Here is a 23,727-nt window from a genome sequence, read left to right as displayed (position 1 = left end):
CGGGCATGACAAATGTCAGAGCGGACCGGGGGACAACGAAAAGACCCCGGTCCGATGGACCGGGGTCTTTTTCCCGAGCGGACGACGAGGCTCGAACTCGCGACCTCAACCTTGGCAAGGTTGCGCTCTACCAACTGAGCTACGTCCGCATTGCCTCCGACCGGCTCCCACCGATCGGCGCGAGCACCAGCCTACCTGATCCACAGGAGTGGTCGAGACCGGCGGTGCAGAGCGGGTGACAGGAATTGCACACTGCGCCTTCCCCCTGGAAGGGGGATGTTCTACTACTGAACTACACCCGCATGGACTCCGTGGGTCTCGGCCTTCCGGCCTCGCCCCTCGGCGTGCTCCAGACATTAGCTGATCAACGGGGGGTGTGCGCAAGTCGGTTGTCCCCAGGGCCCGCTGACGGGCCCTGGATCACGGCCCGGGCGCTCCGGGAGCGACCCGTCACTGGGCCGCGCTGAACGCCTCGTAGACCTTCTTGGGGATGCGGCCGCGGGCCGGCACGTCCATTTTGTGGGCCTGCGCCCAGGCGCGGACGGCGGCGGGATCGGGGGCGACCTCCGTCTGCCGGTAGGTCTTGCCCGACTTCGACCGTTTGCGGCCTGCTTCCACGTACGGCGCGAGCGCCTTACGCAGTTTCTTGGCATTGGCTTGGTTCAGGTCGATCTCGTAGAACTTGCCGTCCAGTCCGAAGGCGATCGTCTCCGCCGCTTCCGAGCCGTCGATGTCGTCAAAGAGAGTGACCACGACACGCTGCGCCACGAATATCGGTCCCTTCGTGCGGCATCTCTGCGGCTCACCGGCTCCGCCATGCCGATGCATGACGTGCGGAGATGTTCGGAGATGTCGACTGTCCGCCTGTTATCGGGAAAAGTATCGGCTGTTGCCAATTCATTTGTACAGTGCCGGGCATTGCAATGGGAAGCCCGACTAAATCTGTCCGCGTGTCCCGGCTCAATACCGGATCGGTCGCCGAACGCCGAACTTTCCCAGAACTTTTCACGAAGACCGCCCATCGGTGGGAGGCCGTGACGGACGTCACGTAGATTCCTACGAGTCTACTCGCGTAGAAATTTTGTGCGGGTAGTCTGAAGGAACCTGCTCAGCACCACACACCGGGAGTGCCAGTGGCACGCGTCGTAGTCGACGTCATGCTCAAGCCGGAGATCCTCGACCCCCAGGGCCAGGCGGTGCAGCGCGCACTGCCGCGGCTGGGTTTCGAAGGCATCTCCGACGTCCGTCAGGGAAAGCGATTCGAACTGGAAGTGGACGGGCCCGTCGATGAGGCCGCGCTCGCCCGCATTCACGATCTTGCCGAATCCTTCCTCGCCAACACCGTGATCGAGGACTTCACCGTCAAGGTCGAGGACACGGCGGAAGTCGCGGAGGCCGCGAAGTGACCGCTCGTATTGGCGTCGTCACTTTCCCCGGCAGTCTCGACGACCGGGACACCCGGCGCGCGATCGGCCGCGCGGGCGCCGAACCGGTCGCCCTCTGGCACCGGGACAAGGACCTCAAGCAGGTCGACGCGGTCGTCCTGCCGGGCGGTTTCTCCTACGGCGACTATCTGCGGGCCGGCGCCATCTCCCGCTTCTCGCCGGTGATGGAGAGCGTCATCGAGCAGGCGAGGGCCGGCCTGCCGGTGCTTGGCATCTGCAACGGCTTCCAGGTCCTCACCGAGGCCCATCTCCTCCCGGGCGCGATGCTCGGCAACGACCACCTGCACTTCATCTGCCGCGACCAGAAGCTGCGGGTGGAGAACGCGTCGACCGCCTGGACGAGCGACTACACCGCCGGCCAGGAGATCCACATCCCGCTGAAGAACATGGACGGCCGGTACGTCGCCGACACGTACACGCTGGACAAGCTGGAGGCGGAGGGCCGCGTCGCCTTCCGGTACGTGGACGGCAACCCCAACGGCTCGCTGCGGGACATCGCCGGCATCACCAACGAGGCCGGCAACGTCGTGGGCCTCATGCCGCACCCCGAGCACGCCACCGAGCCGCTGATCGGTACGGGACGTACCGACGGCCTGCCCTTCTTCACCTCGATCCTCAAGAAGCTGGTCACCGCATGAGCAGGACGCCTCTGGACACGGTCGAGCACGCGGCCGCGACCCCCGACGTCGAGCTGCCCTGGGCCGAACTCGGCCTGAAGAAGGACGAGTACGAGCGGGTCGTGGAGATCCTGGGCCGCCGCCCGACCGGCGCCGAGCTCGCCATGTACTCCGTCATGTGGTCCGAGCACTGCTCGTACAAGTCCTCCAAGGTGCACCTGCGCCAGTTCGGCGAGAAGGCCCCCGAGAACGACGCCCTGCTCGTCGGCATCGGCGAGAACGCCGGTGTCGTGGACGTCGGCCAGGGCTACGCGGTCACCTTCAAGGTCGAGTCGCACAACCACCCCTCCTACGTCGAGCCCTACCAGGGCGCGGCCACGGGCGTCGGCGGCATCGTGCGCGACATCATCGCGATGGGCGCGCGCCCGGTCGCCGTCGTCGACCCGCTGCGCTTCGGCGCCGCCGACCACCCCGACACCAAGCGGGTGCTCCCCGGCGTGGTGGCGGGCATCGGCGGCTACGGCAACTGCCTGGGCCTGCCCAACATCGGCGGCGAGGTCGTCTTCGACGCCTGCTACCAGGGCAACCCGCTGGTCAACGCGGGCTGCGTCGGCGTGATGCGGCACGAGGACATCCACCTGGCCAAGGCCTCGGGCACGGGCAACAAGGTCATCCTGTACGGCGCCCGCACGGGCGGCGACGGCATCGGCGGCGCGTCGATCCTCGCCTCGGAGACCTTCGACGACGCCAAGCCGTCCAAGCGCCCCGCGGTCCAGGTCGGCGACCCCTTCCAGGAGAAGCTGCTCATCGAGTGCACCCTGGAGGCCTTCGCCGAGAAGCTGGTCGTCGGCATCCAGGACCTCGGCGCGGCCGGACTGTCCTGCGCGACGAGCGAGCTGGCCTCCAACGGCTCCGGCGGCATGCGCGTCATCCTGGACGACGTCCCCCTGCGCGACTCCACGCTCTCGCCCGAGGAGATCCTCATGAGCGAGTCGCAGGAGCGCATGTGCGCGGTCGTCGAACCGGAGAAGGTCGACCGCTTCCTGGAGATCTGCGAGAAGTGGGACGTCATCGCCACCGTCATCGGTGAGGTGACCGACGGCGACCGGCTGGAGATCTACTGGCACGGCGGCAAGATCGTCGATGTCGACCCGCGCACGGTCGCCCACGAGGGCCCGGTCTACGAGCGCCCGTACGCGCGCCCCCACTGGCAGGACGCCCTCCAGGCCGACGACGCGAACAAGCTGCCGCGCCCGCGGACGGCCGAGGAGCTGAAGGACCAGGTCCTGAAGCTGGTGGCGTCCCCGAACCAGGCGTCCAAGAAGTGGATCACCCAGCAGTACGACCACTTCGTGCAGGGCAACACCGTGCTGGCCATGCCCGAGGACTCCGGCATGATCCGGATCGACGAGGAGACCGGCCTCGGCGTCGCCCTCGCCACCGACGGCAACGGCCGTTACGCCAAGCTCGACCCGTACACCGGCGCCCAGCTCGCGCTGGCGGAGGCGTACCGCAACGTCGCCACCACGGGTGCGAAGCCGCTGGCGGTCTCCGACTGCCTGAACTTCGGCTCGCCCGAGGACCCGGCCGTGATGTGGCAGTTCGCGGAGGCCGTGCGCGGTCTGGCGGACGGCTGCAAGCAGCTGGGCACCCCGGTGACCGGCGGCAACGTCTCGCTCTACAACCAGACGGGCGAGGCCGCCATCCACCCGACCCCGGTGGTCGCCGTCCTCGGCGTGATCGACGACGTGTCCCGCCGCACCCCGGTCGCCTTCCAGGAGGAGGGCCAGCTGCTGTACCTCCTCGGCGACACGCGCGAGGAGTTCGGCGGCTCGGCCTGGTCGCAGGTGGTCCACGACCACCTCGGCGGCCTGCCCCCGAAGGTCGACCTGGAGCGTGAGCGGCTGCTGGCCGAGATCCTGATCTCCGCCTCCCGCGACGGCATGATCGACTCCGCGCACGACCTGTCCGACGGCGGCCTGGTGCAGGCGGTCGTGGAGTCCGCCCTCCTGGGCGGCAAGGGCGCGCGTCTGGTCGTACCCGACGGCCTGGACGCGTTCACCTTCCTGCTGTCGGAGTCGGCCGGCCGCGCGATCGTCGCGGTGCCGCGCTCCGAGGAGGTCCGCTTCAACGACATGTGCGGCGCGCGGGGCCTGCCCGTCACCCGCATCGGTGTCGTGGACGGCGACTCGATCGAGGTCCAGGGCGAGTTCGAGCTGCCCCTGACCGAGCTGCGCGAGGCCCACGAGGGAACGATCCCGGCGCTGCTGGCGTAAGTCCCCTCGGCAGACGCGGTGCGGGCCCCGTCCGGTTCAGGGCGGGGCCCGCCTGTGCGTTCCCCGGGGACGCGGTCGCCGGTCACAGGCCGGGGCGGTCGAGCCGTGAAGGCATAGGCTCGCCGCCATGCCCCCGGTCAAGAAGCGCACCCGGACCTACGACCCCGGCAGGACCCGTGCCGCCGTGCTGGCGCAGTTCGGCCATGTGCGGGACGCCGTACGCACGCTGTCCCCCGAACAGCTCGCGCTGCCCACGCGGCTCGGTGACTGGACCGTGCGGGATCTGGTCGCCCACGTCGGCATGACCCTGTCGGCCGTCGGCCGGCTGCTCGACCGGCCCGAGCCGGCCCGGCAGGACGGCGCACTGCTCGACTGGCCGTCGGCCATCGGCGCCGAGGCCCCGGCCATCGCGGCACACGCCCGCGAACTCGCCGAGCGCAACCCCGACCTCGTCACCTACCTCGACGCCGCCGAACGGAACTTCACGGCCGCTCTCGCCGGCCACCCCGGCACCCGGCTGCTCGACACCAGCGCGGGCGCCCTGCCGCTGGCCGACTACGTCGTCACCCGCGCCGTCGAACTCGTCGTCCACACCGACGACCTGAACGCCGCCGTGCCGGGCCTGGACATCCCCTACGACCGTCAGGCGCTGGCCGCCGCCACACGGCTGCTGGCCGACGCGCTCGCCGCCCGCGCGCCCGGCGGATCGACCGAAGTGCGCATCCCGCCGTACGCCGTCGTGCAGTGCGTGCAGGGACCCCGGCACACCCGCGGCACCCCGCCCAACGTCGTCGAGACGGACCCGCTGACCTGGGTCCGGCTGGCCGCCGGCCGACTGGCGTGGCAGGACGCCGTGGCGGCCGCCGAGGTCAGCGCGAGCGGGGAGCGGGCCGATCTCGGCGGGCTGCTTCCGCTCCTGGCCTGAACCCGCTCCCCACGGTGTCCACGGCCCGAATGATGTGCGACACCTCACTCATGTCCACCCCGGAAAAGTACGCAGCGACTTCCCGGCGGCACCGTCGTCAGCGGATGGATCATCGATGCAGCGCTCTGACCTGCTGAAACGGCGACGGTGCTCGGGAAAAGGGGCGAGAGCGGCCCCGGACCGGCGCGCATCCCCCAATTCGGAACAGTGGTCGACCTCGCCTACACTCGGAGCCGTGCCACGTGGTGACGGACGACTCAACCACGACCTGCTCCCCGGTGAGAAGGGCCCCCAGGACGCGTGCGGCGTCTTCGGTGTCTGGGCTCCGGGTGAAGAGGTCGCAAAGCTCACGTACTTCGGGCTGTACGCCCTCCAGCATCGGGGCCAGGAATCCGCGGGTATCGCGGTCAGCAACGGCTCCCAGATCCTCGTCTTCAAGGACATGGGACTGGTCTCCCAGGTCTTCGACGAGACCTCGCTCGGCTCCCTCCAAGGTCATATCGCGGTCGGACACGCCCGCTACTCGACCACCGGCGCCTCCGTCTGGGAGAACGCCCAGCCGACGTTCCGCGCCACCGCGCACGGATCGATCGCTCTCGGCCACAACGGGAACCTGGTCAACACCGCCCGGCTCGCCGAGCTGGTCGCCGACCTGCCGAAGGACAACAACGGGCGCTCCACCCGCGTCGCGGCCACCAACGACACCGACCTCCTCACGGCCCTGCTGGCCGCCCAGGTCGACGCCGACGGCAAGCCGCTGACCATCGAGCAGGCGGCCCACACCGTCCTGCCGCAGGTCAAGGGCGCCTTCAGTCTCGTCTTCATGGACGAGCACACCCTCTACGCCGCCCGTGACCCGCAGGGCATCCGCCCGCTGGTCCTGGGCCGCCTGGAGCGCGGCTGGGTCGTCGCCTCGGAGACCGCAGCGCTGGACATCACCGGTGCCAGCTTCGTCCGGGAGATAGAGCCCGGCGAGTTCGTCGCCATCGACGAGAACGGTCTGCGCACGTCCCGATTCGCGGAAGCGAAGCCCAAGGGCTGTGTCTTCGAGTACGTGTACCTGGCCCGCCCGGACACCGACATCGCCGGCCGGAACGTCTACCTCTCCCGCGTCGAGATGGGCCGCCGCCTGGCGAAGGAGGCCCCCGTCGACGCCGACCTCGTCATAGCGACCCCGGAGTCCGGCACCCCCGCCGCCATCGGCTACGCGGAGGCGTCCGGCATCCCCTTCGGCAGCGGACTGGTGAAGAACGCCTACGTCGGCCGCACCTTCATCCAGCCCTCGCAGACCATCCGCCAGATCGGCATCCGCCTGAAGCTGAACCCGCTGAAGGAAGTCATCAAGGGCAAGCGCCTGGTCGTCGTCGACGACTCGATCGTGCGCGGCAACACCCAGCGGGCCCTGGTGCGGATGCTGCGCGAGGCCGGCGCCGCCGAGGTGCACATCCGGATCTCCTCGCCGCCGGTGAAGTGGCCCTGCTTCTTCGGCATCGACTTCGCCACCCGGGCCGAGCTCATCGCCAACGGCATGAGCATCGACGAGATCGGCACCTCGCTGGGCGCCGACTCGCTGGCGTACATCTCCATCGACGGCATGATCGAGGCGACCACCATCGCCAAGCCGAACCTGTGCCGCGCCTGCTTCGACGGCGAGTACCCGATGGAGCTGCCCGACCCCGAGCTGCTCGGCAAGCAGCTGCTGGAGTCCGAGCTGGCCGCCGGGCCGGCCGCCACGGCCGCGGCCGACGCGATCCGCCGCCCGTAAGCACGCAAGACGACACGAAGGTTCCCAAGGTCATGTCTTCCGAGACCACTGGCGCCAGCTACGCGAGCGCGGGCGTCGACATCGAGGCGGGCGACCGCGCCGTAGAGCTCATGAAGGAGTGGGTGAAGAAGACCCGCCGCCCCGAGGTGCTCGGTGGCCTCGGCGGCTTCGCCGGCCTCTTCGACGCCTCCGCCCTCAAGCGCTACGAACGCCCGCTGCTGGCCTCCGCCACCGACGGCGTCGGCACCAAGGTCGACATCGCCCGCCGGCTCGGCGTGTACGACACCATCGGCCACGACCTGGTCGCCATGGTCATGGACGACATCGTGGTGTGCGGCGCCGAGCCGCTGTTCATGACCGACTACATCTGCGTCGGCAAGGTCCACCCCGAGCGGGTCGCCGCCATCGTCAAGGGCATCGCCGAGGGCTGTGTCCTGGCCGGCTGCGCGCTGATCGGCGGCGAGACGGCGGAACACCCGGGACTGCTCGGCGCGGACGACTTCGACGTCGCCGGCGCCGGTACGGGCGTCGTGGAGGCGGACCGGCTGCTCGGCCCGGATCGCATCCGTAAGGGTGACGCGGTGATCGCCATGGCGGCTTCCGGGCTTCACTCCAACGGGTACTCCCTGGTCAGGCATGTGCTGCTGGACCGGGCCGGTCTGCCGCTGGAGGCGCATGTCGAGGACCTCGGCCGCACCCTCGGCGAGGAGCTGCTGGAGCCGACCAGGATCTACTCGCTGGACTGCCTGGCGCTGATCCGCACCACCGAGGTGCACGCCTTCAGCCACGTCACCGGCGGCGGACTCGCCGCCAACCTGGCCCGGGTGATCCCGGACGGCCTGCACGCCGTGGTCGACCGCTCCACCTGGACCCCGGCCCCCGTCTTCGACCTGGTCGCCAAGACCGGCGACGTCGAGCGGCTGGAGCTGGAGAAGACCCTCAACATGGGCGTGGGCATGATCGGGATCGTGCCCGAGGAGTCGGTCGACGTGGCCCTCGCCACCCTGGCCGACCGCGGGCTCGACGCCTGGGTGGCCGGCGAGATCACCGACCGCGGCGAGCACCCCACGGGCGCGGCCCTGGTGGGCGACCACGCGTGAACCGCACCCGTGACCGGCACGCTCCGGCAGCCGGCGCCCGGTGGGCGCCGGCGGGCGCACGAAACCCGGTCCGGTGTGTGAGCCCCGGACCGGGTGAGATGCGATGCCTACGGCACGCTGGAAACGGCTGAGCCGCCGCGGGCGCTATGCGCCGCGACGGTGCTGCCGCGAGGAGTTGTCGTCCTCGTCCTCGTCGTCGTCCTCGTACAGATCGGCGTACCGTGCGTACGGGTCGTCGTCGTGCTCATCGTCCTCGAAACGGTCGCCGTTCGGTGACTGATTCGACGTCGATGCGCCCAGCTCCTCGGCCAGGCGTGAGAGGTCCGTCCCACCGCTGTTGTACTTCAGCTGGCGGGCGACCTTCGTCTGCTTGGCCTTGGCCCGGCCGCGCCCCATGGCTCGACCCCCTCAACGACGGGGCTCAACGGCCCCAGAGTCTGACACGCGTTCATGATCCGGAACGGGCTCTCCGTGGAGAGACCGGTCCGTAGGGCTTCCACGGTACCTGAGCCCGCGCCCATACGGTACGTCGCCCACCGGACGCGCGTGTGCACAGGACCGTCGAGGAAGCCTGTCCTTGCTGGTCAGTGGCGATTTTAACCACTTATCCGCAGACGACCCGCCGGTGGAAGTGAGAGTTCTCTCCAACTGTCCACCGGCAGGTACCGCGCGGACGCGCGACGTCCGCCGTGCCGTCAGCCCGCGGCCCGGGCGCTCCTGGCTTCCGACATCCGCTGCTCGGCGATCCGGTCGGCCGCCGCGGCCGGCGGAATCCCGTCATCCTTCGCACGTGCGAATATGGCCAGGGTGGTGTCGAAGATCTCCGACGCCTTCGCCTTGCACCGGTCGAAGTCGAAGCCGTTCAGCTCGTCGGCGACCTGGATGACACCGCCGGCGTTCACCACGTAGTCCGGCGCGTAGAGGATCGAGCGGTCGGCCAGATCCTTCTCGACACCCGGGTGGGCGAGCTGGTTGTTGGCCGCGCCGCACACCACCTTGGCGGTCAGCACCGGCACGGTGTCGTCGTTCAGGGCGCCGCCGAGCGCGCAGGGGGCGTAGACGTCCAGCCCCTCGGTGCGGATCAGCGCGTCGGTGTCGGCCGCCACCTGGACGGCGGGGTGCTTGTCGACGATGCGCCGCACGGCGTCCTGCCGGACGTCCGTGATCACGACCTGGGCGCCCTCCTTGAGCAGGTGCTCGACGAGGTGGTGCCCGACCTTGCCGACGCCCGCGATGCCGACCTTGCGGTCGCGCAGCGACGGGTCGCCCCACAGGTGCTGGGCGGAGGCGCGCATGCCCTGGTAGACGCCGAAGGAGGTCAGCACCGAGGAGTCGCCGGCGCCGCCGTTCTCGGGCGAACGGCCGGTGGTCCAGCGGCACTCGCGCGCCACGACGTCCATGTCGGCCACGTACGTGCCGACGTCGCAGGCGGTGACGTAACGCCCGCCGAGCGAGGCCACGAACCGCCCGTAGGCGAGCAGCAGTTCCTCGGTCTTGATCTGCTCCGGGTCACCGATGATCACGGCCTTGCCGCCGCCGTGGCGGAGGCCGGCCATGGCGTTCTTGTACGACATGCCGCGCGCGAGGTTCAGCGCGTCGGCGACGGCCTGCTCCTCGTTCGCGTACGGGTAGAAGCGCGTACCGCCGAGCGCGGGGCCCAGGGCGGTGGAGTGGATGGCGATGACGGCCTTGAGGCCGCTGGCGCGGTCCTGACAGAGCACGACTTGCTCATGACCCCCCTGCTCCGAGTGGAACAGGGTGTGCAGGACGCCGTTGGTCACGTCGGTCACGGTGGTGACTCCCGGGGAAGTAGCGGCGAGCGGGGACTGGCCCTCCGAGGACCCCCGCGCGTTGTGGTGGCGGAGACGGGAGGAGGGGTGGTGTGCGGCGGCCGGTGGGCCGCTCAGCAGGAGATTAGACCCTGACCCCGCCTTCCATGACCCTGGTGGTGGGGATCACCCTCCCCCGGAGTACGCCGCCACCCGGGCGTGGGACGATTTGCAGTGGTTTTCCGTCCACCCGGGTGCGGGCCGGGCGGGTTTCGGGTCCGGTCCGGTGGGGAGGGAGCAGGCGTGCCCAAGGTGTCCTCCGTGGTCGTTCCGTACGCGACCTACTTGCGCGTCTACGAGCCGCTGGCCGCCTTCCCGGAGCCGGAGCGCAGCCACTGGGCGCGCTATGCCCGCCGCCCCGACCGCCCCTCCTACCAGGACGAACTGCGCCGCTCGCTGGCCGACCTGCTGCCCACTCCGCCGGTGCCGGTTCCGGTGCACGAGAGCGCGGACGCGTTCGTGCTCGACGTCGACGGGGTGGTCTGCGTCTGCCCCTGGCGCACCCGGCTGCGCGGCTGGCAGGCCCTGGGCGACCTCGCCGAGGAGTTCCCGGTGGCCGTGCTGGACGCGGTCCTGCCGCCGGTGGTGCGCCGCCAGGCCACCCAGGACTACGAGCGCTGGCTGGCCGACAACCCCGACGCCCGCCCCTGGATCCGCACCGCGACCTGGCAGGTGCCGCTGAACTGGTTCGTGCTGGTCTCGGACGAGGAACGGGAGTACGCCAAGGGCTCCGGTGGGGCCGGGGACCCCGGCTTCGGCGGCGACGTGCCGGTGCTGCGCTACCGCACACCGATGGTGCAGGCGCGGCGGCGGGTGGCGCGCGGGCTGCGGGCGCTGAAGGACGCCATCGACGAGGGGCCGCTGATCGACGGCCTGGTGGACGTCGGACGCTGGCTGGAGGAGTTCCATCCGCGCTCGCTGGTGGAGCTCGACTACGGCGGGCTGGTGCATGCGCTGCCGGCCGGCGAGCTGGAGGGCGACCACTCGGCCGCCGATGTGGCCGAGGGTATCGAGGCGCTGCGCCGGGGCGACGGGGCGGCCGCGGGAGAGGCGTACGGGCGGCTCGTGGAGCGCTGGCGGGCGGTGCGCGACCGGCGCTCCGCGAACTGACGCCGCACCAGGAACGGCCGGTCGACCCCGCGCGACCCCGTGCGAGCCCGTGCGAGCCCCTGTCCGGGGTGACCCAGATCACGGTTGAACAGGTTGTGAACGGCGTACCGTCGAGGACGTTTCCGGGAGCTGACGGGACGTAGGTTCCGATCCGGGCGTTTGCATCAAGGGTGACGGACGGCACTTACCCGACCCTTGCGCCGCTTGCCACTCCTCGTGCCAAAATAGGACAAGGAGTCCGGGGAGGGCTCCATCCGTCCAACTGTGCTCCACTGTGGGCGGAATCTCCGTATTGCACTCTTTGGGGGGTCTGGCGACTCCTGATCGTGCTGTGACTGATCGTCACAGTGGCGTGACTGTCCGCTATGGCATGGTCCATCGGCTTCCGTCGCTGATGAACACCTGGGAGGGCAATTCCATCGGTTTGGCCGACGCGGCTGGACAGATGGTGTAGTTGTAGTGCCGAGGACAAGCCGTTCGTCCTATAACCGACTCGACTCGCGTCCGCCATTTCGGGCAACGCGGGTCAAGGTGCAGAATTTAGAGGAAAGAACCGAGAAGGTTCGGTTCTCCCGAGGAGGCCGCTCATGACCGCTCGCACCCCTGATGCCGAGCCGCTGCTGACCCCGGCTGAGGTCGCCACCATGTTCCGCGTCGACCCCAAGACGGTCACGCGCTGGGCGAAGGCCGGCAAGCTCACGTCGATCCGCACGCTCGGCGGGCACCGCCGATACCGCGAGGCTGAGGTCCGCGCACTGCTCGCGGGTATTCCGCAGCAGCGCAGCGAGGCCTGAACAACCGAATAACCGGACGAACCGGCTGGTCCCCCACTGGCCGAGGCGCCCGGAGCCACAGCTCCAAGCGACGCGGGTCCTGCCCCAACAGGCCCCACGCCCAAGCCGTCAGAGCTCCGTAGGCAAGTGAACAAGGGTGCGTCGTCGATCGCGCTGGACTCCGCCGGGTCCAGCGCGATCTTTTTTGTGTGCCTTCCGGAGCCCGCGGGGTGGCTCTGTGAGCGGGCTTGTCGGAGTCTGGGGAGGCTCGGCGGATCATCTGTGGAGCAACCCGCAGGGCAGTGCAATTGCACATATTAAATTGACCCTGTGTAGGGCGGGTGTAAGTACCGCACTTTCAGAAACTCATTCGGTGACACCCGTCACATGCCGAGGCGCTTGTTGCCGACCGTGTCTCTGCGCTAGTGGAGGCTCCGGTTCCATCGCCCCACGCCTGCAAGGGAGTTCGGGATTCGAGGTGCGCCCCGGCGCGGTTCACGCCGTCGAGGGGCTGTCGCCCTCCTCCGGCTCCTCCGGGGCGCCGGAGGCCGTCCGAGGGGCGCCGGCCATCTCCAGTCGCAGCAGGTGGTGGCAGACGGCGCAGCGACGGGTGAGATGGCGGTACGACGAGGCTGCCGCGAGATGTGCGCGGAGCAGCGCCCGCGTCTCGTGCCTGGCCGATGCCGCCATACGCCACCTCCAGTGGACCGCGGGGGAGCCGAGCCTGCTCCCTGGGTACCGAGGGAATGTGACGCCGTCAAGACACGGCGGCGCGCCACAGGCCGCCACAGGGCCCCTCCGCACCTCCGGAAGGGGCCGTGCGGACGGGGTGCGCGAGCGCACGGGAAGAGGGCCCGTCCCCCTCGGGGGGACGGGCCCTCTTGACAAAGCGGTCCTGACGGGATTTGAACCCGCGGCCTCCACCTTGACAGGGTGGCGAGCACTCCAAACTGCTCCACAGGACCTCGTTTTGCGGCGCCATTCGTGCGTTGCGCTGCGAGAAGAGACTGTACAGGAGCGGGGGCCCGGGGTCGAACTCACTTAGCGTGCACGTGTCATCACGGGACGGCCGCGTCGATCGCCTTCACGATCCGCTTGTCCGAGACCGGGTACGCCGTGCCCAGCGCGTGCGCGAAGTAGCTCACCCGCAGCTCCTCGATCATCCAGCGGATGTCCAGGACCGAGGACGGCACCGGCCGGCCCTTCGGCATCTGCTCGAGCAGCCACGCGTACTCGTCCCGCATCTCGTGGACCTTCTCCATGCGCGTGGTGTCCCGCTGGACGTTCGTCGGCATCTGCTGGAGGCGGCGGTCGGCGGCCACCAGATAGCGCATCAGGTCCGGCAGACGCCGTACCCCGGACGCCGTGACGAAACCGGGCTTCACCAGGCCGTCCAGCTGAGCCCGCAGGTCCGCCAGGTTCGGCAGCAGCGCGGGGCTGCGTACGGCCTTCAGGCGGCGCTCACAGGCCTGCCAGGCGGCCAGTACCTGCTGCACCTGGCCCACCGTCCGCACGGTCGTGTCCACGATGTCGGCACGCACCTTGTCGTACAGCTTCCGGTACGACTCCTCGTCCCAGACCGGCCCGCCGAAGTCCGCGATCAGCCGGTCCGCCGCCGCCGTCGCGCAGTCGTCGAACAGCGCCTGGACCGAGCCGTGCGGGTTCGCCGAGAGGGCGAGCTTCTGCTGGTTGCTCAGCTTTTCGGACGCGAACTTCGCCGGGTTGACCGGGATGTTGCGCAGGATCAGCCGCCGCGTGCCCCGCCACATCGCCTCGGCCTGCTCGGCCTCGGTGTCGAAGAGCCGTACGGACACGGTGTCGCCATCGTCGACGAGCGCCGGGTAGGCCTTCACCGGCTGGCCGGCCCGGCGGGTCTCGAAGACCCGGGTGAGCGTGCCGATGCTCCAGTCGGTCAGACCCTTGCGCTCCAGGGACTCCCCGCCCTGTCGCTCCGCGGTCGCCGCGGCGGCCTGGGACAGGGCCTTGCGCGCCCTGGGCTTCAGCGTCAGCTTCAGCGCCTGGAGATCCTTGTCCTCGGCCAGCTTGCGGCGCCGCTCGTCGACGATCCGGAAGGTGATCTTCAGATGGTCGGGGATCCTGGACCAGTCGAAGTCCTCGGCCTCGAAGGGCACACCGACCATCCGCTTCAGCTCACGCGCCATGGTGGTGGTCAGCGGCTCCTGCAACGGCACCGCGGACTCCAGGAACGCCTTCGCGTAGTTCGGCGCCGGCACGTAGTGGCGGCGGATGGGCTTGGGCAGGGAGCGGATCAGCTCGGTGACGACCTCCTCGCGCAGCCCCGGGATCTGCCAGTCGAAGCCCTCGTCCGTGACCTGGTTCAGCACCTGCAACGGGATGTGGACGGTCACGCCGTCCGCGTCCGCGCCCGGCTCGAACTGGTACGTCACCCGGAACTTGAGGTTCCCCTGCCGCCAGGAGTCCGGATAGTCGGCCTTGGTGACCGCCTCCGCCGACTCCCGGATGAGCATCTCCCGCTCGAAGTCCAGGAAGTCCGGCTGCTCGTGCCGCTTCCGCTTCCACCAGGAGTCGAAGTGCGCCCCGGAGACGACGTGTTCGGGCACCCGCCGGTCGTAGAAGTCGAACAGCGTCTCGTCGTCCACGACGATGTCCCGGCGCCGGGCCCGGTGCTCCAGCTCCTCCACCTCGCTGAGGAGCCTGCGGTTGTCGGCGAAGAACTTGTGGTGCGTGCGCCAGTCGCCCTCGACGAGCGCGTTGCGGATGAACAGCTCCCGGCTGAGCTCCGCGTCGATCCGCCCGTAGTTCACCTTCCGCTGGGCGACGATCGGAACGCCGTACAGCGTGACCTTCTCGTACGCCATCACCGCCGCCTGGTCCTTCTCCCAGTGCGGTTCGCTGTAGGTCCGCTTCAGCAGGTGCCCGGCCAGCGGCTCGACCCACTCCGGTTCGATCCTCGCGTTGACGCGAGCCCACAGACGGGAGGTCTCGACGAGCTCGGCGGACATCACGAAGCGCGGCGGCTTCTTGAACAGCGCCGAGCCGGGGAAGATCGCGAACTTGGCGTTGCGGGCGCCCAGGTACTCGTTCCGGCCGCCGTCCTTGCGTGCGCCGGCCCCGGAGTCCTTGGACTCCTTCACGTCCTTCATGCCGATGTGCGAGAGCAGACCGGCCAGCAGCGAGACGTGGATCCGGTCGGCGGGCGCGTCCTGGTCGTCGAGGTGGATGCCCATCTGCTTGGCGACCGTGCGCAACTGGCTGTAGATGTCCTGCCATTCGCGGATACGCAGGAAGTTCAGGAACTCCTGCTTGCACATGCGCCGGAACGACGAGGAGCCCCGCTCCTTCTGCTGCTCGCGGATGTAGCGCCACAGATTGAGGTAGGCGAGGAAGTCGCTGGTCTCGTCCCGGAAGCGGGCGTGCTGCTGATCGGCCTGGGTCTGCTTCTCGGCGGGACGCTCGCGCGGGTCCTGGATGGACAGCGCGGCGGCGATCACCATGACCTCGCGGACGCAGCCGTTGCGGTCGGCCTCCAGCACCATGCGGGCCAGGCGCGGGTCGACCGGCAGCTGGGCGAGCTTGCGGCCGGTCTCCGTGAGTCGTTTGCGGGGGTCCTTCTGCGCCGGGTCCAGCGCGCCCAGCTCCTGGAGCAGCTGCACGCCGTCCCGGATGTTGCGGTGGTCCGGCGGGTCGATGAACGGGAACTTCTCGATGTCGCCGAGGCCGGCCGCGGTCATCTGGAGGATGACGGAGGCGAGGTTGGTGCGCAGGATCTCCGCGTCCGTGAACTCCGGACGGGTGAGGAAGTCGTCCTCGCCGTAGAGCCGGATGCAGATGCCGTCGGACGTACGCCCGCAGCGGCCCTTGCGCTGGTTGGCGCTGGCCTGCGAGACCGGCTCGATCGGCAGCCGCTGCACCTTGGTGCGGTGGCTGTACCGGGAGATACGGGCGAAGCCGGGGTCGATGACGTACTTGATGCCCGGGACGGTCAGGGAGGTCTCGGCGACGTTGGTCGCCAGGACGATCCTGCGGCCGGTGTGCGGCTGGAAGACCCGGTGCTGCTCGGCGTGCGACAGCCGGGCGTACAGCGGCAGCACCTCGGTGCTCTGCCGGTCAGCGCTTCCGGCGCGGGAGTAGTTCTTGTTGAGCGCGTCGGCCGTGTCACGGATCTCCCGCTCCCCGGAGAGGAAGACGAGGATGTCCCCGGGCCCCTCGGCCATGAGCTCGTCCACCGCGTCCGTGATCGCGGTGATCTGGTCCCGGTCGGCGTCGTCGGAGTCCTCCTCCAGCAGCGGCCGGTAGCGCACCTCCACGGGGTACGTCCGCCCGCTGACCTCGACGATCGGGGCGTCGCCGAAGTGCCGGGAGAAGCGCTCGGGATCGATGGTGGCCGAGGTGATGACGACCTTGAGGTCCGGCCGCCGCGGCAGCAGCTGAGCGAGATAGCCCAGCAGGAAGTCGATGTTGAGGGACCGCTCGTGGGCCTCGTCGATGATGATCGTGTCGTAGGCCCGCAGCTCACGGTCGGTCTGGATCTCGGCGAGCAGGATGCCGTCCGTCATCAGCTTGACGAACGTGGCGTCGGGATCCACCTGGTCGGTGAACCGCACCTTCCAGCCGACGGCCGCACCGAGCGGGGTGTCCAGCTCCTCCGCCACACGCTCGGCGACGGTACGGGCGGCGATCCGGCGGGGCTGGGTGTGCCCGATCATGCCGCGTACACCCCGGCCCAGCTCCATGCAGATCTTCGGGATCTGCGTGGTCTTCCCGGACCCCGTCTCACCGGCGACGATGACGACCTGGTGAGCGCGGATCGCGTCGGCGATCTCGTCCTTCTTCTGGCTGACCGGCAACTGCTCGGGGTAGCTGACCGCCGGCACCCGGGATCGCCGGGCGGACATGCGCTCCTCGGCCTTGCCGACCTCGCCCTCGACCTCGGCGAGGACGGCGGCACGCGCCTCCGGCTTGCGAATCTTGCGCGCGCCTTCGAGCCTGCGGCCGAGCCGGTGCGCGTCACGCAGCGACAACTCGTTCAGGCGGGAGGCGAGGGCGCCGAGGGCGGGGGCGGGATGCGTAGACATACGGGACCCAGGATCTCATCCCCGAGAAAATCCTGGCGAACGGTTTTGCCGCGGGCCGCGGGCCGCCGACGGTGGCACCCCGGTGGGCGCGTCCGTCCTCGGCCGGTGCCATGCCCGCTCCGGGGCCGAAGGTCTGCGACTGCCTGCCGGCGGTGCCGGCGAAACAAAGAAGATCCCGCCCGAGGGGCGGGATCTTTCCCTGTGGCTGGGGCCGGGGTCGAACCGGCGACCTATCGCTTTTCAGGCGATCGCTCGTACCAACTGAGCTACCCAGCCGTTGAGGTTTCACGTGAAACCTCAGCGGTCCTGACGGGATTTGAACCCGCGGCCTCCACCTTGACAGGGTGGCGAGCACTCCAAACTGCTCCACAGGACCATGGTTGTGTGCGAACCAACGAACGTAAGTGTCGCACACCGTACTGCGTGCCCCCAACGGGATTCGAACCCGTGCTACCGCCTTGAAAGGGCGGCGTCCTAGGCCGCTAGACGATGAGGGCTATCGGCCCGCCTGGGCGCTTCTCAGCGCGTCGGGGACGTGAAAAGCATAGGGGATGGCCGGGGGTATCGCCAAAACCGTTTACGAGCCGGAGGGGGAGGGCGTGGCCGGGGAGGCCGTGGAGGGGGAGGGCGCGGTCGGTGAGGGGGTGGCGCCCGGCTTGTTCTCCTCGGGCAGATGGCGGCTGACCTCGGCCGTCGTCAGTCCCAGGCCGCCCAGCCTGATCGCGTCCCAGGCCTGGAGGCGGCGGCTGTCCCGGTCGAGGTAGAGGATCGACGCCTCGATCGGGGCCGGGTGCTTCCCCTCGACCGCGCGCAGCCCGCTGCCGCCCGTGGACCCCTCCATGCGCAGCCGCGTGCCGTACCTGAGGACCTCCGTCCCCTGGTGGTGGAGATGGCCGCACAGCACCAGCGGCACGGTGCCGTCGGTCTCGCGGGCCGCGGACGGTTCGTGGGCGATGGCGATGTCGACGGGGGTGCCCTTGGCCCGCTGGTCGCGCAGGGCCGAGGCCAGACGGGCGCCGGCCAGTTCCTCGGACGCGTCGGCGCCCGGCGCGCCGGAGCGGTCGGGGGTGAACTGGGGGTCGCCGATACCGGCGAAGCGCAGGCCGGCGACGGTCTCGGCGCGGCCGTCGTCCAGGACGTGCGTGTTCTTCATGCGCTCCAGGTAGCGCTGGGTGACCTTCGAGTCGTGGTTGCCGCGCACCCAGACATAGGGGACGCCCAGGTCCCCGATCGGGTCCAGGAAGCCGTTCTCCGCCGCGGTGCCGTGGTCCATCGTGTCGCCGGAGTCGACGATCACGTCCACCTTGTACTGCTCCACCAGCGAGGCGATGATCTTCCAGCTCGCCGGATTGAGATGGATGTCGGAGACGTGCAGGACCCGGATGGTCGTCGGGTCCGGCTGGTAGGCGGGGAGCGTGGAGGTGACGTCGTAGAGCTTGGTCACGTTCGTCACCAGGCGTGCCAGCTCCTTCTGGTAGACGTCGAACTCGGTGACGATGCTGCGCGCGTTGCCGACCACCGAGGGTGCCGAGGACAGCAGTCCGGAGAACTTCGGCTCCAGCACCGACTTGGGATTCCAGGTGGCGTACGCCGTCGCCCCGGACGCCGCGAGCAGGGTGAGGGCCAGGCCGCCGGCCGCCAGGGCGCGGCGCGGGCGGCGGTAGACCGCGAGGCCGAGCGCGGTGGCGCCGGAGACGACGGCCACACAGGACCGCAGGGCCAGGTCGAGGGTGCCGTGCTCGACGTCGTGCGCCACCTCGTCCTGGAGGCCGGAGAGGCGTTCCGGGTGGTCGACCAGGGCCTGGGAGCGGGCCGGGTCGAGCTGGTCGACGTTCACGTCGAGGCGGACGGGGGCGATATGGCTGTCCAGTTCCAGGGAGCCCAGCGGAGAGACGTTGATCTTCGTGCCGCCGGTCAGGGACGGGCGCAGGGTCATCGTGGTGTTCATGGGGCCGACCGGTGCCCGTACGTTGCCGACGACGAGCAGCCCCAGCCAGGCGCCGACCAGGACGACGGCCACCAGTCCGGCGGCGCGTGCCCAGGGGCGCGGCTCCTGCGCCAGGGAGAGGTCCGGCCGTTGACGGGTCGATCGGCGGCGGAGTGCGACGGTGTGCACCGCCCTCCGTATGCCTCGGAAGGGGTGCGGGCGGTTCGGGTCTGGGAGGGGGACGCGGGGCATTGGGCGCGTATGCCCATGCCCGACACCCGATATGCCCGTGCGCGGCATGGTCGTGCGGGTGGTGCCGGACAATGACCGTGTGCTGGAGATGACGCGCGAGGAGTTCGAGGAGCTGGTGGCCGAGGCCCTCGACCGGATTCCGCCGGAGCTGACACGGCTGATGGACAACGTCGCGGTGTTCGTCGAGGACGAGCCGCCCGCCGATGATCCCGAGCTGCTCGGGCTGTACGAGGGGACCCCGCTGACGGAGCGCGGCGAGTGGTACGCGGGGGTGCTGCCGGACCGGATCACGATCTACCGCGGGCCGACGCTGCGCATGTGCGAGACACGTGAGGACGTCGTCGCGGAGACGGAGGTGACGGTCGTTCACGAGATCGCCCACCACTTCGGGATCGACGACGAACGTCTGCACGCGCTGGGGTACGGCTGACGCTCGCCGGACGCGGTCGCGTGTCCTCCAGCGGGTGAACGGAGTTGGACAGGGTGACTTCTTCTCCCGGAGGTGGCTGCCCGTGCGCCCCTTGTTCGTATCCGTCCGCCTCGCCGCCGTGGTCGCGGCCGTCACCGCCGCCGCCGGCTGCGTGAGCGTGGGGGAGGACGCCGGCTCGGTCAGGCCGTCGCACTCCGCCGGGGACCGGGGCGGCCGGGCCCCGGGCGGGGTGGACGCGGTGTCCCGCGGTGACGCGGGCCGCGCGGGTGGCGGCGGGGACGGCAAGCGTGGTCACGGGGGGAAGGGGAAGCCCGGCGAGTCGCCGTCCGCGCCGGTGTCGCCGTCGGACGAGCCCGGCGCGTCGGCGGCGCCGGGCACGGGCGGGTCGCCGCCGAAGGCGGGCGAGCCGACGCCGACCGAGGCGGTGCCGGCGCCCCCGCAGACGTCCGCCACGCCCGAACAGCCGCCGGCCTCGCCGCCCGCTCCGCCGGCGTCTTCGGATCCGCCGTCGGCCGAGCCGTCGCCCTCGGCGCACGATGGCACGGGGTCGCAGCTGGAGAAGAGGGAACGCCCGTACAAGCCGGGCAGGCATCCGCGCCGGACGAGCGGCTGACCTGCGGCGGCGGCGCCGGTTTGCCTTCGGGGGGGCAAGGTGCGTATGGTGGTAGATCGTTTGATCCCATTTGCCCGGCGCCCACGCAGAGCGCGCCGTGTGGCGCGTACTCTCCTTTGCCGTGGCGGACCGCATCGAGGCGGTCGTGGCGCGAAATCACGGAGTTGACGGGCGCGTGCCGACGAGACTCCGGAAGGTTTCGCATTCGCATGTCCATTTCCACTGATCACGTCGTCGTGCCCGAGAACGCCGACGACGCTCCCGAGAACCACGAGGCCCCGGAGATCACCTTCGCGGACCTCGGCCTGCCCGAGGGCGTCGTCCGCAAGCTCGCGCAGAACGGCGTGACCACGCCTTTCCCGATCCAGGCCGCGACCATCCCGGACGCCCTGGCCCGGAAGGACATCCTGGGCCGGGGCCGCACCGGCTCCGGCAAGACCCTCTCCTTCGGTCTGCCGACCCTGGCCACGCTGGCCGGCGGCCACACCGAGCGGAAGCGGCCGCGGGCCGTCATCCTCACCCCGACCCGTGAGCTGGCCATGCAGGTGGCCGACGCCCTCCAGCCCTACGGCGACGTCGTCGGCCTGAGGATGAAGGTCGTCTGCGGCGGCACCTCCATGGGCAACCAGATCTACGCCCTGGAGAAGGGCGTCGACATCCTGGTCGCCACGCCGGGCCGTCTGCGCGACATCATCAACCGCGGCGCCTGCTCCCTGGAGGATGTGCAGATCGCGGTCCTGGACGAGGCCGACCAGATGTCCGACCTGGGCTTCCTGCCCGAGGTCACCGAGCTGCTGGACCAGGTTCCGGCGGGCGGTCAGCGGATGCTGTTCTCCGCGACGATGGAGAACGAGATCAAGACCCTCGTCGACCGCTACCTGACCGACCCGGTCAGCCACGAGGTCGACGCGGCGCAGGGCGCGGTGACGACCATGTCCCACCACATCCTGATCGTGAAGCCCAAGGACAAGGCGCCGGTCACCGCTGCCATCGCCTCCCGCAAGGGCCGCACCATCATCTTCGTGCGCACCCAGCTGGGCGCCGACCGCGTGGCCGAGCAGCTGCGCGAGGCCGGTGCGAAGGCCGAGGCGCTGCACGGTGGCATGACCCAGGGCGCCCGCACCCGCACCCTGGCCGACTTCAAGGACGGTTACGTCAACGTCCTGGTCGCCACCGACGTCGCCGCCCGCGGTATCCACGTCGACGGCATCGACCTGGTGCTGAACGTCGACCCGGCCGGCGACCACAAGGACTACCTGCACCGGGCCGGCCGTACGGCCCGCGCGGGCCGTACGGGCACGGTGGTCTCGCTGTCCCTGCCGCACCAGCGGCGTCAGATCTTCCGCCTCATGGAGGACGCGGGCGTCGACGCCTCGCGCCACATCATCCAGGGCGGCGCGGCCTTCGACCCGGAGGTCGCCGAGATCACCGGCGCCCGGTCGATGACCGAGGTGCAGGCCGAGTCCGCGGGCACCGCGGCCCAGCTGGCCGAGCGCGAGGTCACCCACCTCGCCAAGCAGCTGGAGCGCGCGCAGCGGCGTGCGGCCGAGCTGCGCGAGGAGGCCGACCGGCTGGTCGCCCGGCTCGCCCGCGAGCGCGGCGAGACCGTGACCTCCGAGGGCTCGGCCGCGGAGACCGAGGAGCAGGCGGTGGCCGAGGTGTCGGTGCCGGAGCAGCCGGCGGCCCGGGACATCGAACGCATCGACCGGGAAGAGGGCGCGGAGCGTGAGGAGCGTACGGCGGCCCCGTCGTCGTACGACCGGCGTGAGCGGCGCGAGGACCGTGGTGGTTTCCAGCGCGACCGGGACCGTGCGCCCCGTTCCTTCGACCGTCGTGACGACCGTGGCTCGTTCGACCGCCGTGACGACCGCGGCGGCTTCAACCGGGACCGTGACCGGGACCGCGGTGACCGTGGCGGCTTCCGCCGTGACGACCGGGGCGACCGCGGCGACCGCGGTGGCCGTTCCTTCGACCGTCGTGACGACCGTGGCTCGTTCGACCGTCGTGACGACCGCGGCGGCTTCCGCCGCGACGACCGCCGTGACGACCGCGGCGACCGTGGCGGCCGTTCCTTCGAGCGGCGCGACGACCGTGGTGGTTTCCACCGCGACCGGGACCGCGCGCCCCGTTCCTTCGACCGTCGTGACGACCGTGGCTCGTTCGACCGCCGTGACGACCGTGGCGGCTTCCGCCGCGACGACCGCCCGGCCCGGCGCGACGAGCGTGGCGGGCACCGCGGCAGCGACCGCCCGTTCAACCGTGACCGCCAGGGCGACCGCCCCGGCTTCCGCTCCGGTGGCCACGAGCGCCCCTACGGCCGCCGTGACGACCACCGCGGCGGCGGCGGCGGTTCCTTCGGCCGTCGCGACGACAAGCCGCGCTGGAAGCGCAACGGCTGACGCAGGCTGAACCCACCCCGCGGGGCCCGTACGACTCCTGTCGTACGGGCCCCGCGGCTTTGACCCCCATGCCTCGCCGACCACGGCGGGTCCGGCGCCGGCCACCGTTGCGACCCCCGTCCGGACGGACGGTGTGCGGGGCGGTCACCGCCGATCACGCCGAACTTCCGGCCGGGCACCCCGGATACCCGATCGGCGACGGGCCCTCCTCCCGCTATGCTCGGGTAGGCAACATCGCCTGGGCCCTTAGCTCAATTGGCAGAGCAGTGGACTTTTAATCCATTGGTTGTGGGTTCGAGTCCCACAGGGCCTACGGCCGCGGGAGGAGGGCAGTCCCCTCCGACCTGCTTCGCGGCGCCCGGTTCGGCTTCGGCCGGGCCGGGCGCCGCGGCGTTTTCGCGGCCCGGGGCGCGGCGTCGGTCATGCTGTGGGCCTTGGGGTTCTCCAGGTGGTCTGGAGTGCGCCCACTTGGTCGGCCAGGGTGACGGCGACCAGGCGCGCCTCCAGCGGCGGGGTGTGACCGGGGGTCGGGCGGAGGAGGAAGCGGCCGTGGAAGTGGCCGCCCGCGAGGACGCGCAGTTCGATGTCCTGGTCGGGCATGCCGAGTCGGTCGACGTCCCACGTTCTGCGCCCGACGGTGAGGGAGCCGTCGGCTTCCAGGCGGGGGCGTGGCCGAGCAGGGTGCCGTACTCGAAGCGGCAGCCGCTCAGGTGGAGCAGACCGACGAGTTGCGTGCGCACGGCCTCCACCACCGCGTCGGGTGAGGTCGCCTTCCTGGCCGGCCGGTCCGCGCGGTGGATCTGGGCAAGGTGGTCGGCGTCGGTGATGATGACGACTTCCAGGCGCCGCGCGCGGACCGCCAGGGTGCTGCACAGCCGCACCCGTTCCCTGCCCCGGCCCTTCGTCGATCATCTGCGCGCGCTGGCCGCCCAGGAGCGGCAGGACCGGATCGTGGTCCTCATCCCGGAGATGCACCTCCCCAGGCCCTGGCAGCGGCTTCTGCAGAACCAGCGCGGTGCCGTCCTGGACCGCGCCGTCCGCGGCTTCTGCAGAACCAGCGCGGTGCCGTCCTGGACCGCGCCGTCCGCGGCTTCTGCAGAACCAGCGCGGTGCTGTCCTGGACCGCGCCGTCCGCGGCTTCTGCAGAACCAGCGCGGTGCTGTCCTGGACCGCGCCGTCCGCGGCTTCTGCAGAACCAGCGCGGTGCTG

19 protein-coding genes and 7 tRNA genes are annotated in these 23,727 nt (G+C 70.4%); 12 read left to right on the top strand and 14 right to left on the bottom strand.

Annotated features, from left to right (window positions below; translation table 11 throughout):
- Window positions 1-76 precede the first annotated feature (76 nt).
- From ACWC91_RS30475 to ACWC91_RS30465, 3 genes are all read right to left on the bottom strand, one after another.
- Window positions 77-149, bottom strand: a tRNA-Gly gene (locus ACWC91_RS30475).
- Window positions 150-230: 81 nt separating this feature from the next.
- Window positions 231-302: transfer RNA gene (locus tag ACWC91_RS30470), tRNA-Gly, on the bottom strand.
- 148 nt (window positions 303-450) lie between these two features.
- Complete coding sequence (locus ACWC91_RS30465) at window positions 451-768, bottom strand: histone-like nucleoid-structuring protein Lsr2 (protein ID WP_141359994.1); 318 nt, start codon at window positions 766-768, stop codon at window positions 451-453.
- Between the two features lie 365 nt (window positions 769-1,133).
- Here ACWC91_RS30465 and purS point away from each other — a divergent pair, with 365 nt between their 5' ends.
- From purS to purM, 6 genes are all read left to right on the top strand, one after another.
- The gene (gene purS, locus ACWC91_RS30460) at window positions 1,134-1,406 is read left to right on the top strand and encodes a phosphoribosylformylglycinamidine synthase subunit PurS (RefSeq protein ID WP_225076334.1); all 273 of its coding nucleotides are present in this window, start codon (window positions 1,134-1,136) and stop codon (window positions 1,404-1,406) included.
- Window positions 1,403-2,083, top strand: a complete 681-nt coding sequence (purQ, locus tag ACWC91_RS30455) for a phosphoribosylformylglycinamidine synthase subunit PurQ (protein ID WP_450643163.1) — start codon at window positions 1,403-1,405, stop codon at window positions 2,081-2,083. Before purS ends, purQ begins: the two co-directional genes overlap by 4 nt.
- Window positions 2,080-4,338 carry a phosphoribosylformylglycinamidine synthase subunit PurL gene (gene purL, locus ACWC91_RS30450; RefSeq protein ID WP_225076332.1) on the top strand — a complete coding sequence of 753 codons (2,259 nt, stop codon included), beginning with the start codon at window positions 2,080-2,082 and terminating at the stop codon, window positions 4,336-4,338. The genes purQ and purL overlap by 4 nt, the downstream gene beginning before the upstream one ends.
- Before the next feature lie 127 nt (window positions 4,339-4,465).
- Window positions 4,466-5,263 carry a sterol carrier family protein gene (locus ACWC91_RS30445; RefSeq protein WP_225076331.1) on the top strand — a complete coding sequence of 266 codons (798 nt, stop codon included), beginning with the start codon at window positions 4,466-4,468 and terminating at the stop codon, window positions 5,261-5,263.
- 235 nt (window positions 5,264-5,498) lie between these two features.
- A complete protein-coding gene (gene purF / locus ACWC91_RS30440; protein WP_225076330.1) occupies window positions 5,499-7,028 on the top strand; it encodes an amidophosphoribosyltransferase in 1,530 nt (509 codons plus the stop codon).
- 32 nt (window positions 7,029-7,060) lie between these two features.
- Window positions 7,061-8,128 (top strand): phosphoribosylformylglycinamidine cyclo-ligase, encoded by a 1,068-nt coding sequence (purM, locus tag ACWC91_RS30435; RefSeq protein WP_225076329.1) that lies wholly within the window; start codon window positions 7,061-7,063, stop codon window positions 8,126-8,128.
- Window positions 8,129-8,272: 144 nt separating this feature from the next.
- Here purM and ACWC91_RS30430 read toward each other — a convergent pair whose 3' ends face one another.
- Window positions 8,273-8,524, bottom strand: a complete 252-nt coding sequence (locus tag ACWC91_RS30430; protein ID WP_141360001.1) for a DUF3073 domain-containing protein — start codon at window positions 8,522-8,524, stop codon at window positions 8,273-8,275.
- 299 nt (window positions 8,525-8,823) lie between these two features.
- Window positions 8,824-9,918 (bottom strand): Leu/Phe/Val dehydrogenase, encoded by a 1,095-nt coding sequence (locus tag ACWC91_RS30425; protein ID WP_225076328.1) that lies wholly within the window; start codon window positions 9,916-9,918, stop codon window positions 8,824-8,826.
- A gap of 282 nt (window positions 9,919-10,200) precedes the next feature.
- Between ACWC91_RS30425 and ACWC91_RS30420 the strand changes: the two genes are divergently transcribed.
- Window positions 10,201-11,067, top strand: a complete 867-nt coding sequence (locus ACWC91_RS30420; RefSeq protein WP_225076327.1) for a hypothetical protein — start codon at window positions 10,201-10,203, stop codon at window positions 11,065-11,067.
- A gap of 587 nt (window positions 11,068-11,654) precedes the next feature.
- Entirely contained in the window at window positions 11,655-11,861 is a 207-nt protein-coding gene (gene bldC / locus ACWC91_RS30415; protein ID WP_003949541.1) for a developmental transcriptional regulator BldC, read from the top strand.
- 474 nt (window positions 11,862-12,335) lie between these two features.
- On the opposite strand, the gene ACWC91_RS30410 is transcribed toward bldC, so the two are convergent.
- The 7 genes from ACWC91_RS30410 to ACWC91_RS30380 form a co-directional block, all read right to left on the bottom strand.
- Entirely contained in the window at window positions 12,336-12,530 is a 195-nt protein-coding gene (locus ACWC91_RS30410; RefSeq protein WP_225076326.1) for a DUF6274 family protein, read from the bottom strand.
- Between the two features lie 200 nt (window positions 12,531-12,730).
- A tRNA-Asp gene (locus ACWC91_RS30405) sits at window positions 12,731-12,805 on the bottom strand.
- A gap of 93 nt (window positions 12,806-12,898) precedes the next feature.
- Window positions 12,899-16,897 carry an ATP-dependent RNA helicase HrpA gene (hrpA, locus tag ACWC91_RS30400; protein WP_450643165.1) on the bottom strand — a complete coding sequence of 1,333 codons (3,999 nt, stop codon included), beginning with the start codon at window positions 16,895-16,897 and terminating at the stop codon, window positions 12,899-12,901.
- A gap of 202 nt (window positions 16,898-17,099) precedes the next feature.
- Window positions 17,100-17,173: transfer RNA gene (locus ACWC91_RS30395), tRNA-Phe, on the bottom strand.
- 25 nt (window positions 17,174-17,198) lie between these two features.
- A tRNA-Asp gene (locus ACWC91_RS30390) sits at window positions 17,199-17,273 on the bottom strand.
- A 48-nt stretch (window positions 17,274-17,321) separates the two neighbouring features.
- Window positions 17,322-17,394, bottom strand: a tRNA-Glu gene (locus ACWC91_RS30385).
- Between the two features lie 80 nt (window positions 17,395-17,474).
- Window positions 17,475-19,076, bottom strand: a complete 1,602-nt coding sequence (locus ACWC91_RS30380) for a metallophosphoesterase family protein (RefSeq protein WP_225076324.1) — start codon at window positions 19,074-19,076, stop codon at window positions 17,475-17,477.
- A 79-nt stretch (window positions 19,077-19,155) separates the two neighbouring features.
- Between ACWC91_RS30380 and ACWC91_RS30375 the strand changes: the two genes are divergently transcribed.
- Window positions 19,156-19,506 carry a metallopeptidase family protein gene (locus ACWC91_RS30375; protein ID WP_225076323.1) on the top strand — a complete coding sequence of 117 codons (351 nt, stop codon included), beginning with the start codon at window positions 19,156-19,158 and terminating at the stop codon, window positions 19,504-19,506.
- Window positions 19,507-19,797: 291 nt separating this feature from the next.
- On the opposite strand, the gene ACWC91_RS30370 is transcribed toward ACWC91_RS30375, so the two are convergent.
- Window positions 19,798-20,085, bottom strand: coding sequence for a hypothetical protein (locus tag ACWC91_RS30370; RefSeq protein WP_376504923.1), 288 nt, complete (start codon window positions 20,083-20,085; stop codon window positions 19,798-19,800).
- Between the two features lie 243 nt (window positions 20,086-20,328).
- Here ACWC91_RS30370 and ACWC91_RS30365 point away from each other — a divergent pair, with 243 nt between their 5' ends.
- Together ACWC91_RS30365 and ACWC91_RS30360 are read left to right on the top strand one after the other, a co-directional pair.
- The gene (locus tag ACWC91_RS30365) at window positions 20,329-22,518 is read left to right on the top strand and encodes a DEAD/DEAH box helicase (RefSeq protein ID WP_450645009.1); all 2,190 of its coding nucleotides are present in this window, start codon (window positions 20,329-20,331) and stop codon (window positions 22,516-22,518) included.
- Between the two features lie 240 nt (window positions 22,519-22,758).
- A tRNA-Lys gene (locus tag ACWC91_RS30360) sits at window positions 22,759-22,831 on the top strand.
- Between the two features lie 107 nt (window positions 22,832-22,938).
- On the opposite strand, the gene ACWC91_RS30355 is transcribed toward ACWC91_RS30360, so the two are convergent.
- A complete protein-coding gene (locus ACWC91_RS30355) occupies window positions 22,939-23,118 on the bottom strand; it encodes a hypothetical protein (protein WP_450643715.1) in 180 nt (59 codons plus the stop codon).
- Between the two features lie 225 nt (window positions 23,119-23,343).
- On the opposite strand from ACWC91_RS30355, the gene ACWC91_RS30350 reads away from it, so the two are divergent.
- Window positions 23,344-23,727: hypothetical protein (locus ACWC91_RS30350; protein ID WP_450726113.1), on the top strand; the 384-nt coding region annotated here is incomplete at its 3' end.

Source organism: Streptomyces sp. NPDC001204, assembly GCF_053598035.1.
The sequence above is the reverse complement of the archived record's forward strand: the minus strand, read 5'-3'. Positions and strand labels throughout refer to the sequence as shown.